Here is a 22,354-nt window from a genome sequence, read left to right as displayed (position 1 = left end):
TCGCTCGCGAGCGAGAGAGACGCCACAGTTCGATGACTACTGATTGTTACCGTGGTTCATGCTGTTGTTACCCGCTGAACGGTACAAAACCGATGACGATCATCCGTTCCGGAGCGATGTTCAATAGGTCATTAACGGACGGCAGTTGCAGGCCGCACTGGAACCAGCGGGAGCGTTTTATCCAGAGATATGTCCGATCCGAAACTCAACCGACGCAAGTTCGTTACCGCTGCAGGAACCGCAACCGCGCTCGTCATCGCCGGGTGTGCTGACGAAAGTGGCGGCGAGGGCAACGGCGACGAAAACGGCGGCGGAAACGGTATGGATGACGGGGCTGAAAACGGCGACGAAGAATCCAACGGCGAGCCAATCGACCCGAGCGAGACGATCGAACTCGGCGCGGAAGTGCAAGCGTGGATGGGCCAGGCCCCCGACCAGATCGCCGACGAAGAGAATCCGACACTCGTCCTCCAAGAGGGCGAATCGTATCAGTTCACGTGGGAGAACCTCGACGGTCAAGAGCACAACCTCGAGATCGTCGACGACAACGACGAGGTCGTCGACGACTACTCGACCGAAAACATGGGCGAGGAAGGCGAAACGCAAGACCTCGAGGTCGACGAAATCACGAGCGAGATGGTCGAATACGTCTGTCGTCCACACGAGAGTTCGATGCGCGGTGAGATCCAGATCGAGAGCGGAAACGGTGGAGAAAACGGCGAGGAAGAAAACGGCGAAGAGAACGCTACCGACAGTGAAGACGGCAACGGAATGGAGAACGGCGAGGAAGAAAACGGCAATGAGACCGAGAACGGTGGTGAGAACGACAGCGAAGACGACGGAATGTAATCGACTGCGGGTCGCGACGCGGTGATCGAACGAGTATCGGGCGGCTGATCGACTGAACGGCTGCGTGTCCCCACTGTTTTTACCGCCGAATCGACGACCGCTGGGAACTGCTCCGACACCGGATCAGTTGCGGTCCGGGTGTGGTGAGACTAATCGGGTGATTTGCGGCCTTTCGCACGCGAGCCGCTAGATGTCGCCACGAGACACTACTCGAGGCACTGAACTGCTCGCCCGATTGTTGTCGATTCGAAATCGGCGACTGACTGCTGAAAGTGACGGCAATCGTGAGACGCGAGTACCCCAATCAGTGATTGCGTTTGCAGCCGGCGACCTTTTTTGCATGCCCAGCGTGTAGCGCTGCGTATGCGTGACGAAGACGAAATCCGCGAGCAGTACGAGTTTCTCAAAGAACACCTCGAGAGCGAGGAGATGCGTCACGAGGGCGTCAAAGAGATGTTCACGTACTACAAACGCGCGCTCGGCTGGGTCCTCGAGGAAGAGCACATCTGAGTGTAATCGGGTGCGATCGATGGTTGGGTGTCGTTACCTTTAAGTATATTCGGCAGAAGACTTCACGTGACGCTTCGCTTGGAGGGCCGAAGCGTCAGCGGGGACCAATTCAGGGCGGCAAGCGATCGCGTGACATTTTTCCGTCACGCGATCTGCTTTCCTGTTTCCAACGACCACACTCGAGCAGTAGCGCTGTTCTCACATCGGTCGAAGCGAACCTGTACAGGCCCGTCTCTTCTCATCGTATCGTATAATTATCCATAAACGATCGATACGGACGGTAGACATGAATTCGATGCTATGTATCCATTGGTTTGAACCCCTCACGGTGGTTATCATTCGAGAGTAGCCGAAAGAACGATTCTCATCGGTAATATCCCGGTTTCGATCGAAACAACCCGATAGCCTTATTAAAATTCGACAGTAAGTGAGATTGGTACTTTCCCAATGTACGACCTGACAGGATTCCAGCGGGACTTGCTGTACGTCATCGCTGGTGAGGAGGAGCCCCACGGACTGGCAATCAAAGAGGAACTCGAAGAGTACTACGAAAAGGAGATCCACCACGGCCGTCTCTACCCGAATCTCGATACGCTCGTCGACAAAGGCCTCGTCGAGAAGGGACGACGTGACCGGCGGACGAACTTCTATACGCTCACCCGCCGCGGCCGCCGAGAGCTCGAGGCGCGCCGGGAGTGGGAAGCGCAGTACGTCGACCTGTAGGACGTGGTTCGGTCACGAACGACCACCGCGCTTGCAGGGCTGGTTCTCGGCATCGCGGTGAGCATCGCTGCCTGGATCCTCTTTGAGACGGTACTGCTCTTTCTGTTTCTTCCGTTCGTCCCCTTCGTCTTCGATCTGGGTCGGACGGACGACACGGACGAATCGACCCGATCGCCGACGGAGAGGCGCTGTCCGCAGTGTTCGTTTCGCACGACGGAGCCGACGCACGAGTACTGTCCACGGGATGGTCGTCGCCTCGATCGGCCGAACGCTACCGAGCGCGATCAGCTCCAGTAAGCGTAGCTGCAGTCGAGCGGTGTGGTCTGACGTCGATTCCGGGGCGACGCACGACCGCGATCGTGACAGCCCGACCGCTGACTGTCGATCCGCTGTGTGCCGTCCGACAGTATATATGGGTCCACAGTATACGATCCACGGTGAACGGTGTCTCGCTCCAGGTCGTGGATGCCCCGCTGGACCAGACGGTCCTCCGGATCGCGCTCGCCGGCGCGCTCGGAATGTTTCTGGGCCTAGAGCGCGAGTGGTCCCAGAAGTCCGCCGGCATTCGGACGTTCTCGCTGATCAGTCTCCTCGGGGCGGTCTTTACGATATTCGCCTTCGAGACCGACATCGGCGAGGGGTTGCTCGTCCTCGGCGGCGTGCTCGTGATCATTCAGGGCGTGTTGCTCGCGGTGCAAGGCCTACTGAGCGATGACGAGTCCGGTCTCTCACTGACGACCTCCGTCTCGATGCTCGTCGCCTACGGCGTCGGCGCGCTGGTCGCCGCCGGGTTCATCCTCGAGGGCGTCACAGTCGCCGTACTCTCGTCGCTGTTGCTCGTGCTCAAACGGGAACTCCACGAGTTCGCGTGGGGGCTCTCCCACGAGGAGATGCGCTCGACGATCGAGTTCGCCATTCTGGCGTTCGTGATCTACCCGCTGTTGCCCGCCGAGATCACCCTCGACGTCGGCGGGTTGGCGCTGCCACTCGAGCCGCAAGTCATCTGGCTGATGGTCGTCGCCGTCGCGGGGATCGGGATCGTCAACTACGCGATCGTCTCGACGTACGGCGGCCGCGGCATCGCCGTGACGGGCTTTTTCGGCGGTTTGGCCTCCTCGACGGCCGTCGTCGGGACGATGCTCGATCACGTCAACCAGCGACCGGAGGCCGCCTCCTATGCCGTCGCAGCGATTTTGCTCGCGAACGCGGCGATGGCGGCTCGGAACCTCGCGATCGCTGTCGGCTTCACTATGGGTGGCGAGACGGCAGTCCTCCTCGAAGCGATCGTTCCGCTCGGGGCCGTCATCGTGATTGCCTTCGTCGTCGCCGCCATGACCGCCGACTGGCACGAATCCGGGCCGATGGAACTCGAGAGTCCGTTCTCGATGAAAAACGCGCTCGCGTTCGGAGCCGTCTTCCTCGTCGTCCTCGTCTTCGGGTCGCTCGCCGAGACGTGGTTTGGGACGCTCGGCTTCTACGCGACCGCCGTCGCGAGCGGTTTCGTCTCGAGCGCCGGCGCGACCACGTCGGCGGTCGTTCTGTATCGGGGCGGTCAACTCGGCGCTGCCGAGGCGACGATCGCCATCCTGCTTGCGACGGTCTCGAGCATCGTCGTCAAGGCCGTGCTCGCGTCGACGTCGCCGAATCACGACTTTCGAAAGCAGGTCGCGACGTACAGCGGCTTGCTCTTGCTCGGCGGTGCGCTGGCGTCGATCCTCGTCGTCATATAGCGAAACTGGCGGCGACTTATTTTAGTGACGGGCGCTACCATACGGCATGGACCGCGCTACGGTCGAACCCGAGGTCGAGACGATTCCGGACAAGCGAGCCAGACAGTGGGTCGACTACCACCACCAGTTCGCTGCCCCGAGTACGTACGTCTACGAGTTCGTCTGGGACGTCGGCGCGGATGCGATCGGTCCGTTCTGTACTGACGTCGACGGCAACGTCTTGCTGGACTTTACGAGCCACGTCGCTGCCGCCCCGCTCGGCTACAACAATCCCGCCCTGCGCGAGAAGCTTCGCGCGTTCGAGCTGGTCGACCCGCTGAAAATCGCCGGTCAGGACTTCTACGTCAGCGGCAGCGGCCCACCCGAAAGCCCCGACGTACCGGGCCCGACGCAGTTGCTGGATCGGCTCGTCGCGATGACCGACCACTACGGGATGGATCGGGTCTTCCTCTCGAACTCCGGCGCCGAGGCCGTCGAGAACGCCATCAAGATCTGTTATGCTGCGGGCGGCCACCGTGCGTTCACCTTCGAGGGGGCCTTCCACGGCCGCACGCTCGGCGCGCTCTCGCTCAACCGCTCGAAGACCGTCCACCGCCGTGGCTTTCCCGAAGTCCCCGGTGTGATCAGTCTCCCCTATCCAGCGACGCAAGACGAGTACGAGCGCCGCTGGCTGACCGACGGCCCCGGCGGCAACGTCGTCGCCGACAGGCTTCACCCCGACCGCGGCACCGTCGACCCCGACGAGGTCGCGTTCCTCATCCTCGAGCCGATTCAGGGCGAAGGCGGCTACCGCGTCGCCCACCCCGAGTTCGCCCGCGACCTCGAGGCGCTGCGCGAGCGCTACGACATCCGGATTATCGCCGACGAGATCCAGTCCGGACTCGGTCGCACGGGCGAACTATGGGCGATCGATCACCTCGACCTCACGCCGGACGTCATCACCAGTGCGAAGGGACTGCGTGTCGGCGCGACGATCGCCCGTTCGGACCTGTTTCCCGCGGAGACGGGACGTCTCTCCTCGACGTGGGGTGCCGGCGACCTGATCGCCGCGATGCAGGGCGTGTTGACGATCGATACCATCCACGAGCAGGGTCTCCTCGAGAACGTCCGGAGACGAGGACAGCAACTCCGGGACCGACTCGAGGAACCCGAGTACGAGTCGATCGTCGACGTTCGTGGCCGCGGACTGATGCTCGGCGTCGAGTTCGACACCAAAGCGCGCCGCGATGCCGTCCTCGAGGCGGCGTTCTCGCGGGGCCTGTTGACGCTCGGCTGTGGGTACAAGACGCTGCGACTGTTGCCGCCGCTGGACGTCACCGCGCGGGAGATCGATCTCGGCGCGCGGCTGTTGGGCGAGGCGATCGATGCCGTCGCGGTCGAGTCGGCGTAAGCCGTCGTCGGATCGTCGTTCGAAGTTGCAGCCGTTACGCGCTGAGCACCGCGACCGGACACGGGGCGTTCCGGACGACGTGTTCGACTCGGTGGCCGAGAAACGCCCGTCGTGAGATCGCCCGGACGTCCGATCCCATGACGATCACGTCGGCGTCGGTGCGGGCGGCACGCTCGACGATCTCCGCCTCGGGCGACGCCGCGGTCGTCACCGTCGTCAGCACCGACGCGCCGAGTTGCCTGCCCAGTGCCGCTTCCCGCTCGACGATCTGTTCGCCGATCCCCACCTGCCTCGAGAGGTCGGGACCGCCGGCGAACTGCTCGTCAGCTTGTGGCTCTGCGACCACGTGGAGGATCTCGACGAGTGCGTTCTCGCTGGCGGCGATCGCGAACGCGAGTTCGGAAGCGTACCGGCTCGAGACCGTCCCGACGGTCGGAAGCAGGATTCGCTCGAGCGGTTCGTCGGGCGGCGCTGTCTGCACCGACTGCGTGCTAACGACCATCGCCGGCGACGTCGTCTCCTGGATGACGCGATCGACCGTATCGCTGAACAGCGGTTCGTCCGGGGTTCGCCCGGTTCCCGCCTCACCGAGAACGACGAGGTCGTATCCCGCCGTGCTTTCCTCGAGGATCGTCTCGGCGACGCTGTCCGTTCGAGCGCGCGTGAGCCGTCTCGGCTGGCGCGTCCCTTCTCCGAGGTTAGCCTCGACGAGGTCGAAGATCCGCTCGGTCTCGTCGGCGACGACGGCCGTGTTCGACGATCGAACAGTTGGGCGCAGCCACGAGACCAGTCCGCGTCGGAGTCGCGTCGCGGCCCCGGCGACGTCGTTCCCAGACTCCGCACCCGACTCGCTCACACAGAGCACGTCGAGTTCGATCTCTCGGTCCCGGAGCAGCGGGCCGAGCAACCGCGCCGCATACTGGGTGTCGGCGCCGCCGCGAGTCGGCAACAGGACGCGCGTGAGGTTCTCGACGAAACTCTCCTGACGGTAGGCCTCCCGATCGATTCGCTCCCGCTCGTCGGGACTCATCTCGATTTTCGGGATCGACCACCGCATGATCGCCGGTGCCATCAGGGACGTGACGATGGCGATGGCGACGATGATGCTGTACATCTCGACCGTCAGGATGCCGGCACCGAGGCCGATCGTCGCGACGATGATCTCCATCGCCCCGCGCGCGTTCATCCCGCCGCCGATCGTGATCCCCTCCCACCGTGAGAGGCCGGCGATCGGAGCGACACCCATGATGCCGGCGAACTTTCCGAAACAGGCCACGGCGAGGACGACGAGTCCGACGGTAAAGACCGTCGGATCGAACAGGCCCGCGACGTCCATCCGGAGGCCCGCGATCGCGAAGAAGATCGGCGCGAAGATCGAGAGCGTGATCGTCTCGAACGTGTGCCGGAGATCGTAGTCGAACCGCTTGACCTGACTGACCAGGACGCCGACGACGAACGCGCCGAGGATCGCCTCGAGTCCCATGTACTGCGTGACCGCGCCCGCGGCGAGAGCCAGCAGCATGAGCGTCGACAGCAACGCGACGTCGCTCCCGAAGGCGTTGTCGACCCAGCGGACGAGTTCGAACGTGAGCCGTCGACCGATGGTGAACGCGATTCCGAGGAAGGCGATCACCGAAAGCACCGTCGTGACGGCCGAGCCGACGTCGAACACGCCGGTTCGAGCCAGTCCGGCGACCGTCGCCAGCAGGATCCAGCCGATTGTATCGTCGACCATTCCCGCCGCGAGGATCAACTGGCCGATGTCGCGACGAACGACGTCGAGTTCGATGAGCACCTTCGCGATGACCGGAATCGCGGAGATACTCATCGCGGTCGCGAGAAACAGGCTGAAGACGATTCGTTCCTCGGGCGCGGCGATGAACGCCGACGGCAACACCCAGCCCAGCGCGAAGCCGGTCGCGAACGGGACGATGATCCCCCCGAGCGACAGGATGAGCGCTGTCCGGCCCTTGCTGACGATGAGGTCGATGTCCGTCTCGAGGCCGGTGACGATCAACAGCATGATCAGCCCGAGCCACGAGATCACTTCGAGTAAGTGAAACTGCGCTTCGGACACCAGAAACAGCGACTCGTAGATGCCGGGGGCGACCAGCCCGAGGATCGACGGCCCGAGGACGACGCCCGCGAGGAGTTCGCCGACGACCGCCGGTTGGCCGAGTGCCCGGAACGTCTCGCCGAGCGCCCGGGCGACGAACAGCAACACCGTAAACTGGACGATGACGAGCAGGAGTTCGTGGTGGCCGAGCGGCTCGATTATCTCTGCCGATGTCATTTCTTGGAGGTGAGACCGCTAGATCGGCTCTCTGTCGTATGCTGGACGCTCAGCTACTTTGTTCCATTGTATTGACAAGTCTCGTGATGGTCATCGGATCGATTCGGTCAGGAGAGCGGACGGGGTCGAACAATACTGGACGCTGAAGACGATGACGAAAAAACGATGACCGAGAGAACGCAGCGACGGTGTTACTCGCCGCGGAGTTCGTTCATGTGGTCGATCCGGCGCTGGACGAGGTCTGCTTTCCCGATGTCGTGGCGCATGTGCAGGCCCTCGTCGCCGGCGACCGCGAGGGCGTCCTCGGCGATCTCCTCGGCATCGCTGATCGAATCGGCGACGCCGACGACGGCGAACGAGCGGGAGGTCGTCGTGTAGATGCCGTCGTCGCGCTCGTCGACGCTTGCGTAGTAGAGCAGGGCGTCACCTGCACTGTCTTCGTCCACTTGCACCTTCGCACCGGCTTCGGGGTCCGTCGGGTAGCCCTCGGGAACGGCGTACTTACAGACCGTCGCCTGGGAGGCAAAGTCGAGCGCTGGCGGGGCCTCGCCATCACGCGCAGCCGTGAGCACGTCGAGGAAGTCCGTCTCGAGGACGGGCAGCGTGTTCATCGCCTCGGGGTCGCCGAAGCGGGCGTTGAACTCGATGACTTTCGGGCCCTCGCTCGTGAGCATGAACTGGCCGTAGAGGATGCCACGGTAGTCATCAAGGGCGTCGACGGTGGCCTCGATGACCTCGACGGCTTCCTCGTACTCGTCGTCAGTCATGAACGGCAGCGCCGCGGTCGCATCGGAGTAGCTTCCCATGCCGCCCGTATTCGGCCCTTCGTCGCCTTCGTAGGCGCGTTTGTGGTCCTGTACTGCGGGAGCAGTCTCGAACGCGCCGTTGGCGACGAAGGCCTGAATCGTGACTTCCTCGCCGATCAGTCGTTCCTCGAGGACGATCCGATCGTAGTCGGAGCCGCGGATGTACTCCTTGCCCTCCTCGGGCGTGACCTGATCACCGATGACTTTGACGCCCTTGCCGCCCGTGAGGCCGGCGGGCTTGATCGCGAGGTCGCCGTCGTACTCGTCGATGAACTCGCAGGCGGCATCCATGTCGTCGAACGTCTCGAAGTCCGGACAGCCGGGGATATCGTTTTCGGCCATGAAGCGGCGCTGGAACGCCTTGTCCGTCTCGATGCGGGCGTCGTCGGCTTTCGGCCCGAACGCGTAGATGCCCGCGTCCTCGAGTGCGTCCGCGACGCCGGCGTCGAGCGGTGCCTCGGGGCCGACGACGGCGAGCGTCGCCTCGACGGCCTCGGCGTAGTCGACGACCGCGTCCGGGTCGGTCGTCTCGAGCGTCTCGAACCCGGCCGCGATCCGAGCGATACCCGGGTTTTTGTTGCCGGCACAGGCATAGAGGTCGGCCTCACTGTCCTCGAGCGCGCGAGCGATGGCGTGCTCGCGGCCACCGCCACCGATCAGGAGTACGGTCTCTCGCATGGTCGATAGCGGAACGCACGAACCTGTAAACGTTGCTCTTTGTTCGAGTCGAAAATGTGCACGTATGTGGGTGTCAAGAGTAAAACAACGGCGGCCGCCGCTCACCGCCGTACTCGTCGTCGGGTTGGTGTGCCTCGAGCACCCCGTCGTCCGCGTTTCCAAGTAACTGATCCAACACGTCCACCGCGGCATCACGGTGCAGCGGCTGATTGTCGTTGCCACACTGATCGTCCATCACGCACGCGGGACAGCCCCCAACGGAGCCACAGTCACAGCCCGCGATGAGTTCGTGCGCCCGCCGGGCGACGGCCTCGAACTCCTCGTAGATCGCCCGCGCGAAGCCGAGGCCGCCATCGATGCCGTCGTAGATGAACCAGCCGCTCGCCGGCTCGCGCTCGAGGCCGCTGGCGATCTCCCTGACAGTCGCCTCCGCGGCGGCGATGTTCCGTGGCGCGTCCCTGTCGGTTCCGGCGGTGTCGTGCTCGAGATGCGAGTCGATCGTCAGCGTCGCGAGCCCACCGAGGTCGCGTTTGTCGACCATCAACTCGAGCGGGGCGACGCCGATCGTGGCGTGTTCGGCCGCGTGGAGCCCGCCCGCGTAGCCGAGGTGGGCCGTCTCCGCGAGGCCGTCCTCGAGATCCGGCAGGGAAAAATCGCGGTACTTCTCTACCAGCGCCGTCTCGACGGCCTCGGGGACCTCGAGCCAGCAGAGTTGCGTGTCCATCGACAGCGGCGGGTTCTCGGTCGGGATCGACTGCGCTTTTCGTTTTCCACCGTGGATCGCGACCTCGTCGTAGGTGCCGTGATAGACCAGTACCCGACCGCGACCGAAGTGAAGCGTGAAGTCGCCGATCTCGCGGGACCGCTCGGAGACGGCGTCGAGTACCGTTACGTCCGTCCGCGTGCGCGTGTAGTAGTCGACATCCGTCGGTCGCAGCGTCACCGACGGCCGCGGCGAGCCGTGATCGGCCGCCGTGACCTCGTACTGCTGGCCCTGGTGGAGCCGCACCGCGCCCTCGTGGAAGTCCCGCAGGACCCGTTCTTTCGCCAGCGGTTCCATCTCCAGATCGTACTCGTCGCCGACGCCGTCGGCGAGTCGTACCTCGTACTCCTCGCCCGTCGTGGCGTACAGCGAGATTGTTCCCTGCGGTCGGGGCGGGCCAGTGTACGAGACTCCCGTCTCGAGCGCCCCGGAGAGTCGGCCGGCGCGTCGCCACATCTCGACGGCCTGCTCGAGTCGGTCGCGCTCGACGAACGTCCCCGCGTCGTCGGCCTCGAGTGCGAGTTCGTCGGCCGCACACAGCAAGTGCTGGGCGAAAACCGCGTCATTATCGATATCGACGACGGCGTCTTCGACGTCGGTCTCGAGCAGATAGTCGGGGTTCGCGGCGATGTACTGATCGAGCGTGCGGTGTTCGGCGACGAGCACCGAGAGCGAACGCTTGGTTCCGCGGCCGGCCCGACCGATCTGCTGCCAGAACGACTGTCGCTGCCCGGGGTAGCCGAGTTGGACCGTCGCGTCCATCTCGCCGACGTTGATCCCCAACTCGAGGGCGTTGGTCGAGGCGACGCCGTCGAGGACGCCCGTTTTGAGCTGGTGTTCGGTGCCGTGGCGATTCCGACGGGAGTGGCCGGCGTGGTAGGGTTCGATGGCGGCACCGCGATCGGGGTTCGTGTAGTACCGGCTGCGATCCTGCCGGTGTTTCGACGCGCGCTTGACCGAGAGTTCGGCGAGCTTTCTCGAGGGCGTAAACAGCAGGGTCTGGGCGTCGTGGTAGGTTAGATGCGAGAGCAACTTCGGGGCCTCGACGGTGGCCGGGACGCGTTCGACGACCGCGTCGTCGGCGTCGCCGTTCGGTGTCTCATCGACCTCGGCAGACGGAGCACGCCAAGTATTCGACTCCTCGCTCGCACGCGGCGGCGGGTTCCAGAGCACCAGCTCTCGCGGCCCCGTCGGCGAGCTGTCTTCGTCGACGACGGTTACCGGTTCGTCGAGCAGCGCTTGCGAGTGGTCGCCGGGGTTGCCGATCGTCGCGCTCGTGAGGACGTAGCGCGGGTCGGCGTCGTAGTAGGTAAGAACCCGCTTCAGCCGGCGGACGATCCAGGCGACGTGCATGCCGTGGACGCCGGTGTAGGTGTGCGATTCGTCGATCACCACCAGCTCGCAGGCCGAGAGAAAGCGCGCCCAGCGGTCGTGATCGTGGAGGTACGTGTTCACGCCCGCGAAGTTCGAGATGATGACGTCAGCCTCCTTGCGAATCCGCCGTCGCGTCTGGCCCCGTTCGGTGTCGCCGTCGTAGACCTGCACCGAGATCTCGAGGCCGAGGGCGTCGAAGAAGTCGTTCAGTTCGCGTTCCTGATCCCGGGAGAGCGCTTTCGTTGGATATAGGACGTACGCCGTGGCGTCCTCGCTGCGGGCCCGGGCCTCGAGGACGTTGCGCGCGATCTGGAGGGCATAAATCCGGGTCTTCCCGGAGGACGTACTCGTCGCGACACAGACGTTCTCGTCGCGTGCGAGCGCCTCGAGGGCGTCGGCCTGGTGCGTGTAGAGGTCGTTCTCGAGCGGTGCTGCGAGTTCGGGACGAAGCACATCCGAGTTCGGGACCGTCGCAGCCTCTCGACCCGGGAGCTCGAGGCGCGTGACGTCGTTCGGGTCGTGATATCGCGGGAACGTCTCGAGCAACTCGTCGCCGGTGATCGGGATCGCTGCCCGTTCGTCGCCTCGCGTGTCGTCGGTCTCGTGCATCAAAAGTCACCCAGTCCGGTTTGCTCGCTGTCGATCGTCTCGTTCGCGTCGTCTCCTGTCGTTTGCGCCGTCGTACCGGACTCCGTCGCGCCGGCGCTCGAGGCCGCCGACGCGTCTCGAAGTCGCTCGTAGACGTGCCACAGCGCCCGGCAGTCGTCCTCGCAGTAGGCTTCGTGGCGGCCCCACTCGAGGGGTTCTCCGGTTCGCATGAATCGCTGATACGCCGCGGCCGTCCGGGCACCGTCGAGGCCGGTCGCCGCCCCCTCGTAGCCGAGCGCGTCGGCGACGACGGCGAGTTCGTTCGTCCGCCCGGGGAGAATCGCGTGCTCGTTGCGGACGGCCCAAGCATAGAGGTCGAACGTCGGGATCGACTCCCAGTCGTCGGCGTAGTAGGGGACGTATCTGGCGATAAACGAGCCGAGGTGGCGGTAGTCGAACCGCCAGCCGTTCCAGGTGAGCAGCGCCCTGTCGGGGTGGATCCCGAGCAGCCAGTCACAGAACGCCTCGAGCACCGGCCCCGGATCGGTCGGCTCGTCGCGTTCGACGAACGCGCGATAGGTGTCGGTCACGGGGTCGTAGACGCCGATCTGCCAGATGATCGTCGGCGAGAGCCCGTCGGTTTCGATGTCGAGACACAGCGGCGGCGTCGACCAGCGCTCGCCCGGGAGCGGCTCGTCGGTGCGTCGCCGCGGCTCGCCCGTCTCGAGAACCGTCGCGTGCTGGTGGATCGTCCGCGCGCGGTCGCAGCCCACGCCGGGAAGCTCGGCCAGCGTTTCGAGGGGCACCTCGAGCAGTTCGGTTCGCGTCCTCACGCCGCGCTCGGTGAGGCGAGTCGCGGTCTTCGGGCCGATCCCGGAGACGGCCTCGAGCCCGAACGTCGTTACCGAGTACGTCTCCACGCGCTCGATGCCGTCGTCGGACAACGACAGTTTCGCGATCGAGCGGTCGCTGCCGTAGCCCTCGACGGGGCCGCCACCTCGAACACGGACGGAGACACAGTCGTCGCCGGCCGGGGAACAGACCACCGCGGGCTCGTGATCGACGGTGCAGACCGCCCCGGTGTCGGCCTCGAGGTGCCACAGTTCGTCGTAGCCGGCCGGTTCGCTGCCCGTCAGAACGGTCGTCACGCGTCCGGTCGGCAACGCCGCGGCGAGAGTGGCCGCCCCCTCGAGGCTCGTCTCGAGCGTCGTTGGTCGGACGTTCGTAGCGACGTCGTCACAGACGAGCGCGACGACGTCGCTCGATCCCGTGAACGCACTCGAGCCGGCCGATTGATCGGCCTGCAGCGATCTGACTCCGTTGCAGACCGCGAGCTCGAGGTCGTCGCTCTCGAACTGGTAGCTGGAAAGTGGCCCGTCGCCGGTCTCGAGCGGCGGATGAAACGTCGGCGCGTCGAACACCTGCCGCGCGCGGGCGAACGCCTGTGGCTCCTGGTCGGGGCCGAGCACCCAGACGGCGTCCGGCTCGAGGGTCACGTCGACGTCTGCGAGCGTCTCGACTGGGCGGTCGACGAGCGCCGACGGTGGGAGGGCGAGCAGCGACACGTCGGCTCGAGCGGTCATCGGTCGTCGGGAGGAGGGCAGGACCAAAGAGAGTTTGGACAGCGGAGTGAAAGTGAAGCGGCTCGAGCAATCCAGAACTTGAACGCATATGTATGCCCGTTCCAAATGAGGGGCTAATGCAACAGTACCTCGAGCTCGTCGACACGGTCCTTTCGGAGGGCACGTACAAGCCGAATCGGACCGGCGTCGACACGATCTCGTCGTTCAGCGAGCACTACGAGGTCGACCTCCAGGAGGGGTACCCCCTGCTGACGACCAAGCAGATGGACGGCTACCGCTGGAACTCGATGCTACACGAGGTGTGCTGGTATCTCTCCGGCGAGGAACACGTCAAGAACCTCCGCGAAGAGACCAAGATCTGGGACGCGTGGGCCGACGAGGAGGGGCGACTCGACACCGCCTACGGCCGCTTCTGGCGACGGTATCCGATTCCTGAGGACGACGCCCAACTCGAGGGCGAAACGTGGCCTGACGAGGCCCACCGGTGGGTGACCGAGGAGTCAGACGGCAGAAAGACCTTTGACCAGCTCCAGTACGTCGTCGACACCCTCTCGGACAGCCCGAACTCGCGTCGACTCGTCGTCAACGCCTGGCACCCTGCCAACGCGGCCGTCTCGACGCTGCCGCCGTGTCACTACTCGTTCGTCTTCAACGTTCAGGGCGACCGACTGAACTGCCATCTCACCCAGCGCTCCGGCGACACCGCACTGGGAATTCCGTTCAACATCGCGGCCTACGCGCTCCTGACGAAGGTCGTCGCCCAGCAGACGGGCTTCGAACCCGGAATCTTCGCCCACACGGTCGTCGACGCCCACGTCTACTGCGGGCGCGGCGCGCGCGGGGAGTGGTACGCCGACAACCTCGAGGCGCTGCAGTCTCGTCTGGCCGACGCCGACGAGCGCGAGGATTATCTCTCGATTCGCGAGTGGCTCGAGACCGAAGCGCCCGCCGAAGCCGAGGGCGACGAGCGACTCGACCATGTCCCCGGCCTGCTCGAGCAACTGTCCCGAGAGCCACTCGAGCGCCCGACGCTCGAGATCGGTGACGCGACGGTCGACGAACTGGCCTACGAGGACGTCGAGTTGCAGGACTACGACTCCCACGACGGGCTCATGTTTTCGGTGGCTGAATGAGCGACGAGCACGAACTCGAGACCGACTGCGAACTCGTCGGCATCGTCGCCGTCGCGGACAACGACGTCATCGGCAAGGACGGTGACATGCCCTGGCACATTCCTGCGGATCTGACGCATTTCAAGGAGACGACGATGGATCACCCGGTCATCATGGGCCGGGTCACCTACGAGGGGATCCTCGAGGCCCTCGGCGAACCGCTGCCGGGCCGGACGACGATCGTCCTGACGAGTCGCCCCCTCGAGACACCCGAGAACGCCGTCGTCGCGAACGACCTCGAGGGTGCGCTCGAGGCAGCCGAGCGTGCGGCTCGCAAGCGCCACAACACCGATCGCGTGTTCGTCGCTGGCGGCGCGACAGTGTACGAGCAGTTGCTGCCCGCGCTCGATCGACTGATCGTCACCGAGGTACACGACGATCCCGACGGCGACACGCGATTCCCGACGTGGGACCGCGAGTCGTTTCGCGAGGTTTCGCGGGCCGAACACGACGGATTCGCGTTCGTAGAGTACGCACGACGAGAGCGCACGGACTGAGACCACGGGCGGCGCGTTCTTCGGCCGGCTGACGGCCGTCTCGAGGCTGTGGGATCTGCTTCTACTCTCCGCTCGTCGTTCCGTTCTGTCCTGTTCACGACGACACAATGGGTCGTTTTGTGCCTCACCGTGAGAATTACCCCAGACACGGTGGCTACCGCTTCATCGGCGAACCGAACCGTCAAGCGGGTGTTCTCGTTTGTCAGCGGGTCGAGTGTCGATCCCTTGCGAACTGGTCGCTTAGCCCCCCGGTCGTCGAGTACAGTTCGTCTTAGACGATGAAACAATGGGGCTCACTTATGCGAAAATCGGGTCAAGAGGCGCCTACCCCGAGTTGCGGGGGCAGGTGAGAGACATGACAGATACCAATAGCGGACTGTTCGACGACTCGAGACGGTCCTCCTTGAAGAAGGGCGCACTCGCCACGACGGCGGTCGCCCTCGGCGCAAGCGCGGCCACCGCACAGGAGGACGACGACACCGTGCTCGTGTACGGTGACGATTATTACCCCGGCGTCGATTTCGAGGTGATTTCGGCACTCGAAACGGCGACAAAAGAGGATCTGATCGACGATTCCGGCTCGGCGGACGACGTGTTCGACGACCCGGACGACTGGGACGCCTACATCATCAGCTACGATCTCGGCTCGGACGCCCCGACGTGGGGCGTTCTGTTTACCGAGGACGCCGACCTCAGCGCTGGCGATAGCGAGACGATGGGTGACGACGGTGAGTTCCGCGATACGCAGCTGGATCTCGTCGAAGCCAGTTTGTAGTTCACACGAACTCACTCGAGGACCTTCTTTCTCGCCGATCCGTTCGATCGTATCGCGCAGTTCACACGGCACTCGATAGTCGACCGCCGTCGAACGGCCCGGCGCCAACGCGTCACGAGACTGGCCACCACCGTAGAGAGTCGCGGATTGTGACCGGTTCCGCGTGCTGATTTTCCGGCTGAAAGTCCGAGGAAATCGTTTGTTTTGCTGTATGACGGGTCCCGATCTGGACAGCTCTGACCCTCTCTTGGTACGAACGAACGGCTGAAGCCCCGGAATCGCAGGCTCCGGCGGGAATCTCGGTGTGACAATCGGGTTCGGTCGGATTCTCGAGTGACGACATGTTTTAACGGCGGCCAACACGTCCGCTCTGGCCCCGCTTCGATCGATAAACAATCATTGCTGACAGCTCTTCGCCGTGATCTCGCAAAGTGTCGAAATACGGTGGTATAGACGCACAATACACTTCTCGAGTGATTTCAGCCCGTCTTAGACGGTGAAACAATGGCAGTCACTTATGCGAAAATTGGGTCAAGAACCGTCTACCCCAAACAGGGGGACTCAGGTGAGAGACATGACAGACAACGATAACGGACTATTCGACGACTCGAGGCGATCGTTCATGAAGAAAGGGGCGCTCGCCACGACGGCGGTTGCCCTCGGCGCGAGTGCGACGTCGGGCTCCGTCACCGCTCAGGAGGACAGTGACGGGACAGTGCTCGTGTACGGAGACGACTACCAACCTGGCATCGACTTCGAGGTTATTTCGGCGCTGAACACCTCGACGAAAGAGGATCTGCTCGAAGATTCCGGGTCGGAAGACGACGTGTTCGACGATCCGGACGACTGGGACGCCTACATCATCAGTTACGACCTCGGCACGGACGCCCCGACGTGGGGCTTCCTGTTCACGGAAGACGTCAGCCTCAGCGCTGGCGACAGTGACACGATGGGTGACGACGGCCAATTCCGCGACTCCCAGCTCGATCTGATCGAGGCCACGCCCGGCGCGTCCGGCAACGGCGGCGACACCAACGGTAACGGTGACGAAGAAGAGATGGACGACGAAGAAGACGACGGTAACGGTGGCGCTAACGGCGGTAACGGCGGTGCAGATGCCGGCGGTAACGGTGGCGCTGACGGCGGTAACGGTGGCGCTGACGGCGGTAACGGTGGCGCCGATGCCGGCGGCAACTAACACGCCACTACAATCGCGACACAACGAACTGTTTTTTATGACGTAGCCGGACAGGTCGGTAGTCGACGATCGATCCACTACCCAGTCAGATATACTGTCGGACAACAGTCGGTAAACGCTCGATCACGTCTCACGGCTCGTCGTCGAAGGCGACGAGCGTTCGCGTGCGATCGGTGCGTGAACCGTTTTGTCCGGCAGTATAGTTGCCGCAATCATCGGCTGTATAGGGTCGTGCAGGGATGCCGCACCGTCGCTTTCGTAACCGTTCCGTCCTACGATCGTGGCACTGTAACACATAGTGAGTATATAATGGTTTTACAGACGAGTCTCGGGAGATTGAAAACCCCCCCGTTCGAAAGCTACGTATGGCAATGGATTCGTTCTCGGAGGCGATCCGGGAATTCGAACACGATGGCGAGACGTATAAGATGGCGGATCTTACCGTTCTCGAGGAGCAGGGCCTCTGTGACCTAGAGAAACTGCCCGTGAGCATCCGTATTCTGCTCGAGTCGGTGCTGCGAAACGCCGACGGCGAGACGATCGACGCCGACGCTGTCCGCGCGGCGGCCTCGTGGGAACCCGACGTGCCGGACGCCGAAGTGCCGTTTACGGTCTCCCGTGTCGTTCTGCAGGACCTGACGGGTGTGCCAGCAGTCGTCGACCTCGCAGCGCTGCGTTCGGCTGCCGACCGCAAGGGCGTCGATCCGACGGTCGTCGAGCCCGAAGTCCCCTGTGACCTCGTGATCGACCACAGCGTGCAGGTCGACCACTTCGGCAGCGAGGACGCCTACGAGAAGAACGTCGAGATCGAGTACGAGCGCAACGAGGAGCGCTACCGCGCGATCAAGTGGGCCCAGCAGGCGTTCGACGAGTTCAACGTCGTCCCGCCGGGAACGGGTATCGTCCACCAGGTCAACTTAGAACACCTCGGTCGTGTCGTCCACGAGCGCGAAGTCGACGGCGAGCAGTGGCTCGTCCCCGACACGCTCGTCGGCACGGACAGCCACACCCCGATGATCGGCGGCATCGGTGCCGTCGGCTGGGGTGTCGGTGGGATCGAGGCCGAGGCCGCACTGCTCGGTCAGCCGATCAACATGAGCCTCCCTGAAGTCGTCGGTGTCCGCCTCTCGGGCGAACTCCCCGACGGTGCGACCGCGACCGACCTCGTGCTCCACATCACGGAGAAGCTCCGTCAGGTCGGCGTCGTCGACAAGTTCGTCGAGTTCTTCGGTCCCGGCGTCGCCGAGCTCTCGGTCGCCGACCGCGCGACCATCTCGAACATGGCCCCCGAGCAGGGCTCGACCATCAGCATGTTCCCCGTCGACGAGAAGACCCTCGAGTACCTCGAGCTGACGGGTCGCGACCCCGACCACATCGAACTCGTCAAAGAGTACCTCGAGGCACAGGGCCTCTTCGGCGAGCAGGACCCCGAATTCACCGAGGTCGTCGACTTCGACCTCGGCGAGGTCGAACCAAGCCTCGCCGGCCACAAGAAGCCCCACGCCCGCATCCCGATGGGCGATCTCGACGAGCACTTCCCAACGCTGCTCGAGGAAGAGGGCGTTCTCCCCTCGGGCGCTGCCGAGAGCGACGGCGGTCTCGTCGCCGAGCAGACCCCATCCCTCGACGAGAAGGTTCCCGTCGAACTCGAGGACGGCACCGAGATCGAAATCGGCCATGGTGACATCCTCGTCAGTGCGATTACGTCCTGTACGAACACCTCGAACCCGTCCGTGATGGTCGCGGCCGGCCTGCTCGCACGCAACGCCGCAGAGCAAGGCCTCGAGGTGCCCGAGTACGTCAAGACCAGTCTCGCACCCGGCAGCCGTGTCGTCACGGAGTATCTCAAGCGTGCGGAACTGCTCGACGACTTAGAGGAACTCGGCTACCACGTCGTCGGCTACGGCTGTACGACCTGTATCGGCAACGCCGGCCCACTGCCGGAGCCAGTCGAGGCAGCCATCGACGAGCACGACCTCTGGACGACGAGCGTCCTTTCGGGCAACCGCAACTTCGAAGCCCGTATCCACCCGAAGATCAAGGCCAACTACCTCGCCAGCCCGCCGCTGGTCGTCGCCTACGGCCTCGCAGGTCGCATGGACATCGACCTCGAAGAGGAGCCGATCGGCACGAACGACGACGGCGAGGAGGTCTACCTCGAGGACATCTGGCCGGACACCGAGGAAGTCCGCCAGACGATCCACGACAGCGTCTCTCCCGAGATGTTCGAGGAGAAGTACTCGAGTATCTACGAGGGCGACGAGCGCTGGGAAGCACTCGACGCACCAACCGGCGAGGTCTACGACTGGGACCCAGAGTCGACGTACATCCGCGAGCCGCCGTTCTTCCAGGACTTCCCACTCGAAGCACCCGGCGTCGACAACGTCGAGGACGCCCGCGCGCTGCTCACGCTCGGTGACACCGTCACGACTGACCACATCAGCCCCGCCGGGCCGTTCAGCGAGGACCTGCCCGCCGGCCAGTGGCTCAAAGAGCGCGGCGTCGAACCGTACGAGTTCAACACCTACGGCTCCCGTCGTGGGAACCACGAAGTCATGATGCGCGGCACCTTCGCGAACGTTCGCATCAAAAACGAGCTGCTCGACGGCAAGGAAGGTGGCTACACGATCCACCACCCAACCGGCGAGGAGACGACCGTCTTCGAAGCCTCCGAGCGCTACCGCGAGGAGGAGACGCCGCTGATCGTCATGGCCGGCGAAGAGCTCGGGACCGGCTCGAGCCGCGACTGGGCCGCGAAAGGAACCGATCTGCTCGGTATCCGCGCGACCATCGGCAAGAGCTACGAGCGCATCTACCGTGACAACCTCATCGGCATGGGCGTCCTGCCGCTGCAGTTCCAGGACGGCGAGGGCTGGGAGGAACTCGGCCTTGAGGGCGACGAGTACTTCCAGATCGAAGGCCTCGAGGACGGCCTCGAGCCGAACGCCGTGCTGACCGTGACCGCCGAAGACGACGACGGCAACGTCACCGAGTTCGAGGTCACCGCACAGGTCGACACGCCGATGGCGGTCGAGTACGTCGAGAACGGCGGTGTGCTCCACCTCGTGCTCCGTCGCCTGCTTACCGAAGAACTCGAGTAACGGATTCGAATCGCCGCTTCGAGTACCGATTTTTGAGGTCGATACCGGCACGGGAGCGAGTCGTACGTCGGGCTTTTACAACTCCTGCCCGTACGAGAGCGTATGACGACCCCGACCACGCGCAACCGGCTCAACGAGGAGGAGAGCCCGTATCTGCGCCAGCACGCGGACAACCCCGTTAATTGGCAGCCGTGGGACGAACAGGCCTTAGAGACGGCCCGTGAACACGACGTGCCGATCTTCCTCTCGATCGGCTACTCGGCGTGTCACTGGTGTCACGTCATGGAGTCGGAGAGCTTCGCCGACGAGGAGGTCGCCGAACTGCTCAACGAGAACTTCGTCCCGATCAAGGTCGACCGCGAGGAGCGCCCGGACGTCGACAGCATCTACATGACCGTCTGCCAGCTCGTCACCGGCCGGGGCGGCTGGCCGCTCTCGGCGTGGCTCACACCCGAGGGCAAACCGTTCCACATCGGGACCTACTTCCCCAAGGAATCGAAACGCGGCCAGCCCGGCTTCCTCGACGTCCTCGAGCGACTCGCCGAGACGTGGGAGACGGACCGCGAGGAAGTCGAGAACCGCGCCCAGCAGTGGACCGACGCGGCGACGGACCAACTCGAGGAGACCCCCGACTCGGTCGCCGCCGCGGAGCCCCCCTCGAGCGACGTGCTCGAGACGGCAGCCGATGCGGCCGTTCGCAGCGCCGACCGCCAGTACGGCGGCTTCGGCTCCGGCGGGCCGAAGTTCCCACAGCCGTCTCGGCTCCGTGTGCTCGCTCGGGCGCACGATCGGACGGGCCAAAGCGAGTACCTCGAGGTGCTCGAGGAGTCCCTCGACGCGATGGTCGACGGCGGCCTCTACGACTACGTCGGCGGCGGGTTTCACCGCTACTGCGTCGACCGGGACTGGACGGTGCCCCACTTCGAGAAGATGCTCTACGACAACGCCGAGATCCCTCGCGCCCTGCTTGCAGGCTACCAGCTCACGGGCGAAGAGCGCTACGCCGAGGTCGTTGCGGACGCCCTCGAATTCGTCGAACGGGAACTGACCCACGACGATAGCGGCTTCTTCAGCACCCTCGATGCCCAGAGCGAGGACCCGGACACGGGCGAACGCGAGGAAGGTGCGTTCTACGTCTGGACACCCGAGGAAATCAGCGAGGTGCTCGAGGATGAGACCACCGCTGAACTCTTCTGTGAACGCTACGATATCACCGAGTCGGGCAACTTCGAAGGGCGGAATCAGCCCAACCGTGTGCAATCGATCTCGAGTCTCGCCGAGGCGTTCGACCTCGAGGAGCAGGAAGTCGAAACGCGACTCGAAACCGCCCGCGAACGGCTGTTCGAGGCCCGCGAGCAACGGCCGCGACCGAACCGCGACGAGAAAGTGCTCGCAAGCTGGAACGGTCTGATGATCGCGACCTACGCCGAGGCAGCGCTGGTGCTGGGCGATGACGCGTACGCCGAGACCGCTGTCGACGCCCTCGAGTTCGTCCGGGACCGACTCTGGGACGACGACGAAAAGCGACTCTCTCGGCGGTACAAGGATGGGGACGTTGCCGTCGACGGCTATCTCGAGGATTACGCGTTCCTCGCGCGTGGCGCACTCGGCTGTTACGAGGCCACCGGCGAGGTCGACCACCTCGCCTTCGCACTCGAGTTGGCCCGCACCATCGAGGCGGAGTTCTGGGACGTCGAGGCCGGGACGTTGTACTTTACCCCCGAGAGCGGCGAGTCGCTGGTCACGCGCCCACAGGAGCTAAACGACCAGTCGACGCCCTCGGCGGCCGGCGTCGCCGTCGAAACGCTGCTCGCACTCGACGGCTTCGTCAGCGAGGGATCGGAGAGCCCTCGTGCAGACGGCGACGCCGTCACCGACGAGACGTTCGAGGCGATCGCCGAAACCGTCCTCGAGACCCACGCGAACCGAATCGAGGCGAATCCGCTCCAGCACGCCTCGCTCTGTCTCGCCGCCGACCGGCTCGAATCCGGCGCGCTCGAGATCACCGTCGCCGCCGACGCCCTCCCCGACGCGTGGCGCGACCGATTCGCCGAGACGTACCACCCTGACCGACTGTTCGCACTTCGGCCGCCGACCGAGGACGGTCTCGAGGCGTGGCTCGAGCAGTTGGGACTCGCGGATGCGCCGGCGATCTGGGCCGGTCGCGAGGCGCGTGACGGCGAGCCGACGCTGTACGTCTGTCGTGGCCGGACGTGCTCGCCGCCGACCCACGACGTCGAAGACGCACTCGAGTGGCTGGGTGACAATACGAGCGCACCGACGGCCGACGAGACGACCGACGGACCCGAAAGTCCGTTCTAACG

At 64.4% G+C, this 22,354-nt stretch carries 16 protein-coding genes; 12 read left to right on the top strand and 4 right to left on the bottom strand.

Translation table 11 applies throughout. From position 1 onward, the window contains the following. Positions 1 to 189 precede the first annotated feature (189 nt). The 6 genes from GCU68_RS14110 to GCU68_RS14090 all read left to right on the top strand — a co-directional run bounded on the left by GCU68_RS14110 (position 190) and on the right by GCU68_RS14090 (position 5,202). A complete protein-coding gene (locus tag GCU68_RS14110) occupies positions 190 to 849 on the top strand; it encodes a cupredoxin domain-containing protein (protein WP_152942643.1) in 660 nt (219 codons plus the stop codon). 363 nt (positions 850 to 1,212) lie between these two features. Then, positions 1,213 to 1,359, top strand: coding sequence for a hypothetical protein (locus GCU68_RS21370; RefSeq protein ID WP_168927100.1), 147 nt, complete (start codon positions 1,213 to 1,215; stop codon positions 1,357 to 1,359). Positions 1,360 to 1,806: 447 nt separating this feature from the next. After that, positions 1,807 to 2,082 carry a PadR family transcriptional regulator gene (locus GCU68_RS14105; RefSeq protein ID WP_152942641.1) on the top strand — a complete coding sequence of 92 codons (276 nt, stop codon included), beginning with the start codon at positions 1,807 to 1,809 and terminating at the stop codon, positions 2,080 to 2,082. A 3-nt stretch (positions 2,083 to 2,085) separates the two neighbouring features. Beyond that, entirely contained in the window at positions 2,086 to 2,379 is a 294-nt protein-coding gene (locus GCU68_RS14100; RefSeq protein ID WP_152942639.1) for a hypothetical protein, read from the top strand. Between the two features lie 140 nt (positions 2,380 to 2,519). Next, a complete protein-coding gene (locus tag GCU68_RS14095) occupies positions 2,520 to 3,812 on the top strand; it encodes an MgtC/SapB family protein (RefSeq protein ID WP_152942637.1) in 1,293 nt (430 codons plus the stop codon). Between the two features lie 46 nt (positions 3,813 to 3,858). Next, on the top strand, positions 3,859 to 5,202 hold the full coding sequence (locus GCU68_RS14090) for an aminotransferase class III-fold pyridoxal phosphate-dependent enzyme (RefSeq protein WP_152942635.1): 1,344 nt from the start codon (positions 3,859 to 3,861) through the stop codon (positions 5,200 to 5,202). A 34-nt stretch (positions 5,203 to 5,236) separates the two neighbouring features. Here GCU68_RS14090 and GCU68_RS14085 read toward each other — a convergent pair whose 3' ends face one another. From GCU68_RS14085 to GCU68_RS14070, 4 genes are all read right to left on the bottom strand, one after another. Beyond that, entirely contained in the window at positions 5,237 to 7,495 is a 2,259-nt protein-coding gene (locus GCU68_RS14085; RefSeq protein WP_152942633.1) for a cation:proton antiporter domain-containing protein, read from the bottom strand. A 191-nt stretch (positions 7,496 to 7,686) separates the two neighbouring features. Next, the gene (purD, locus tag GCU68_RS14080) at positions 7,687 to 8,979 is read right to left on the bottom strand and encodes a phosphoribosylamine--glycine ligase (protein ID WP_152942631.1); all 1,293 of its coding nucleotides are present in this window, start codon (positions 8,977 to 8,979) and stop codon (positions 7,687 to 7,689) included. Positions 8,980 to 9,052: 73 nt separating this feature from the next. Then, a complete protein-coding gene (locus GCU68_RS14075; RefSeq protein WP_152942629.1) occupies positions 9,053 to 11,725 on the bottom strand; it encodes a DEAD/DEAH box helicase in 2,673 nt (890 codons plus the stop codon). Then, on the bottom strand, positions 11,725 to 13,287 hold the full coding sequence (locus GCU68_RS14070) for a ribonuclease H-like domain-containing protein (RefSeq protein WP_152942628.1): 1,563 nt from the start codon (positions 13,285 to 13,287) through the stop codon (positions 11,725 to 11,727). Before GCU68_RS14070 ends, GCU68_RS14075 begins: the two co-directional genes overlap by 1 nt. A 116-nt stretch (positions 13,288 to 13,403) precedes the next feature. On the opposite strand from GCU68_RS14070, the gene thyA reads away from it, so the two are divergent. The 6 genes from thyA to GCU68_RS14040 all read left to right on the top strand — a co-directional run bounded on the left by thyA (position 13,404) and on the right by GCU68_RS14040 (position 22,352). Further along, positions 13,404 to 14,420: a thymidylate synthase gene (thyA, locus tag GCU68_RS14065; protein ID WP_152942626.1), complete on the top strand. Its 1,017-nt coding sequence runs from the start codon at positions 13,404 to 13,406 to the stop codon at positions 14,418 to 14,420. Further along, the gene (locus GCU68_RS14060; protein ID WP_152942624.1) at positions 14,417 to 14,956 is read left to right on the top strand and encodes a dihydrofolate reductase; all 540 of its coding nucleotides are present in this window, start codon (positions 14,417 to 14,419) and stop codon (positions 14,954 to 14,956) included. The genes thyA and GCU68_RS14060 overlap by 4 nt, the downstream gene beginning before the upstream one ends. Positions 14,957 to 15,311: 355 nt before the next feature. Beyond that, on the top strand, positions 15,312 to 15,731 hold the full coding sequence (locus tag GCU68_RS14055) for a calcium-binding protein (protein ID WP_152942622.1): 420 nt from the start codon (positions 15,312 to 15,314) through the stop codon (positions 15,729 to 15,731). 574 nt (positions 15,732 to 16,305) lie between these two features. Continuing rightward, the gene (locus GCU68_RS14050) at positions 16,306 to 16,929 is read left to right on the top strand and encodes a twin-arginine translocation signal domain-containing protein (protein WP_161991511.1); all 624 of its coding nucleotides are present in this window, start codon (positions 16,306 to 16,308) and stop codon (positions 16,927 to 16,929) included. Positions 16,930 to 17,294: 365 nt separating this feature from the next. Then, complete coding sequence (gene acnA, locus GCU68_RS14045; RefSeq protein WP_152942620.1) at positions 17,295 to 20,030, top strand: aconitate hydratase AcnA; 2,736 nt, start codon at positions 17,295 to 17,297, stop codon at positions 20,028 to 20,030. 102 nt (positions 20,031 to 20,132) lie between these two features. Next, positions 20,133 to 22,352, top strand: a complete 2,220-nt coding sequence (locus GCU68_RS14040) for a thioredoxin domain-containing protein (protein WP_152942618.1) — start codon at positions 20,133 to 20,135, stop codon at positions 22,350 to 22,352. The last annotated feature ends 2 nt before the right edge of the window (positions 22,353 to 22,354 follow it).

Source organism: Natronorubrum aibiense, from assembly GCF_009392895.1.
Lineage (GTDB): Archaea > Halobacteriota > Halobacteria > Halobacteriales > Natrialbaceae > Natronorubrum > Natronorubrum aibiense.
Note: the sequence above shows the minus strand (reverse complement) of the source record. Positions and strands in the feature narration are given on the sequence as shown.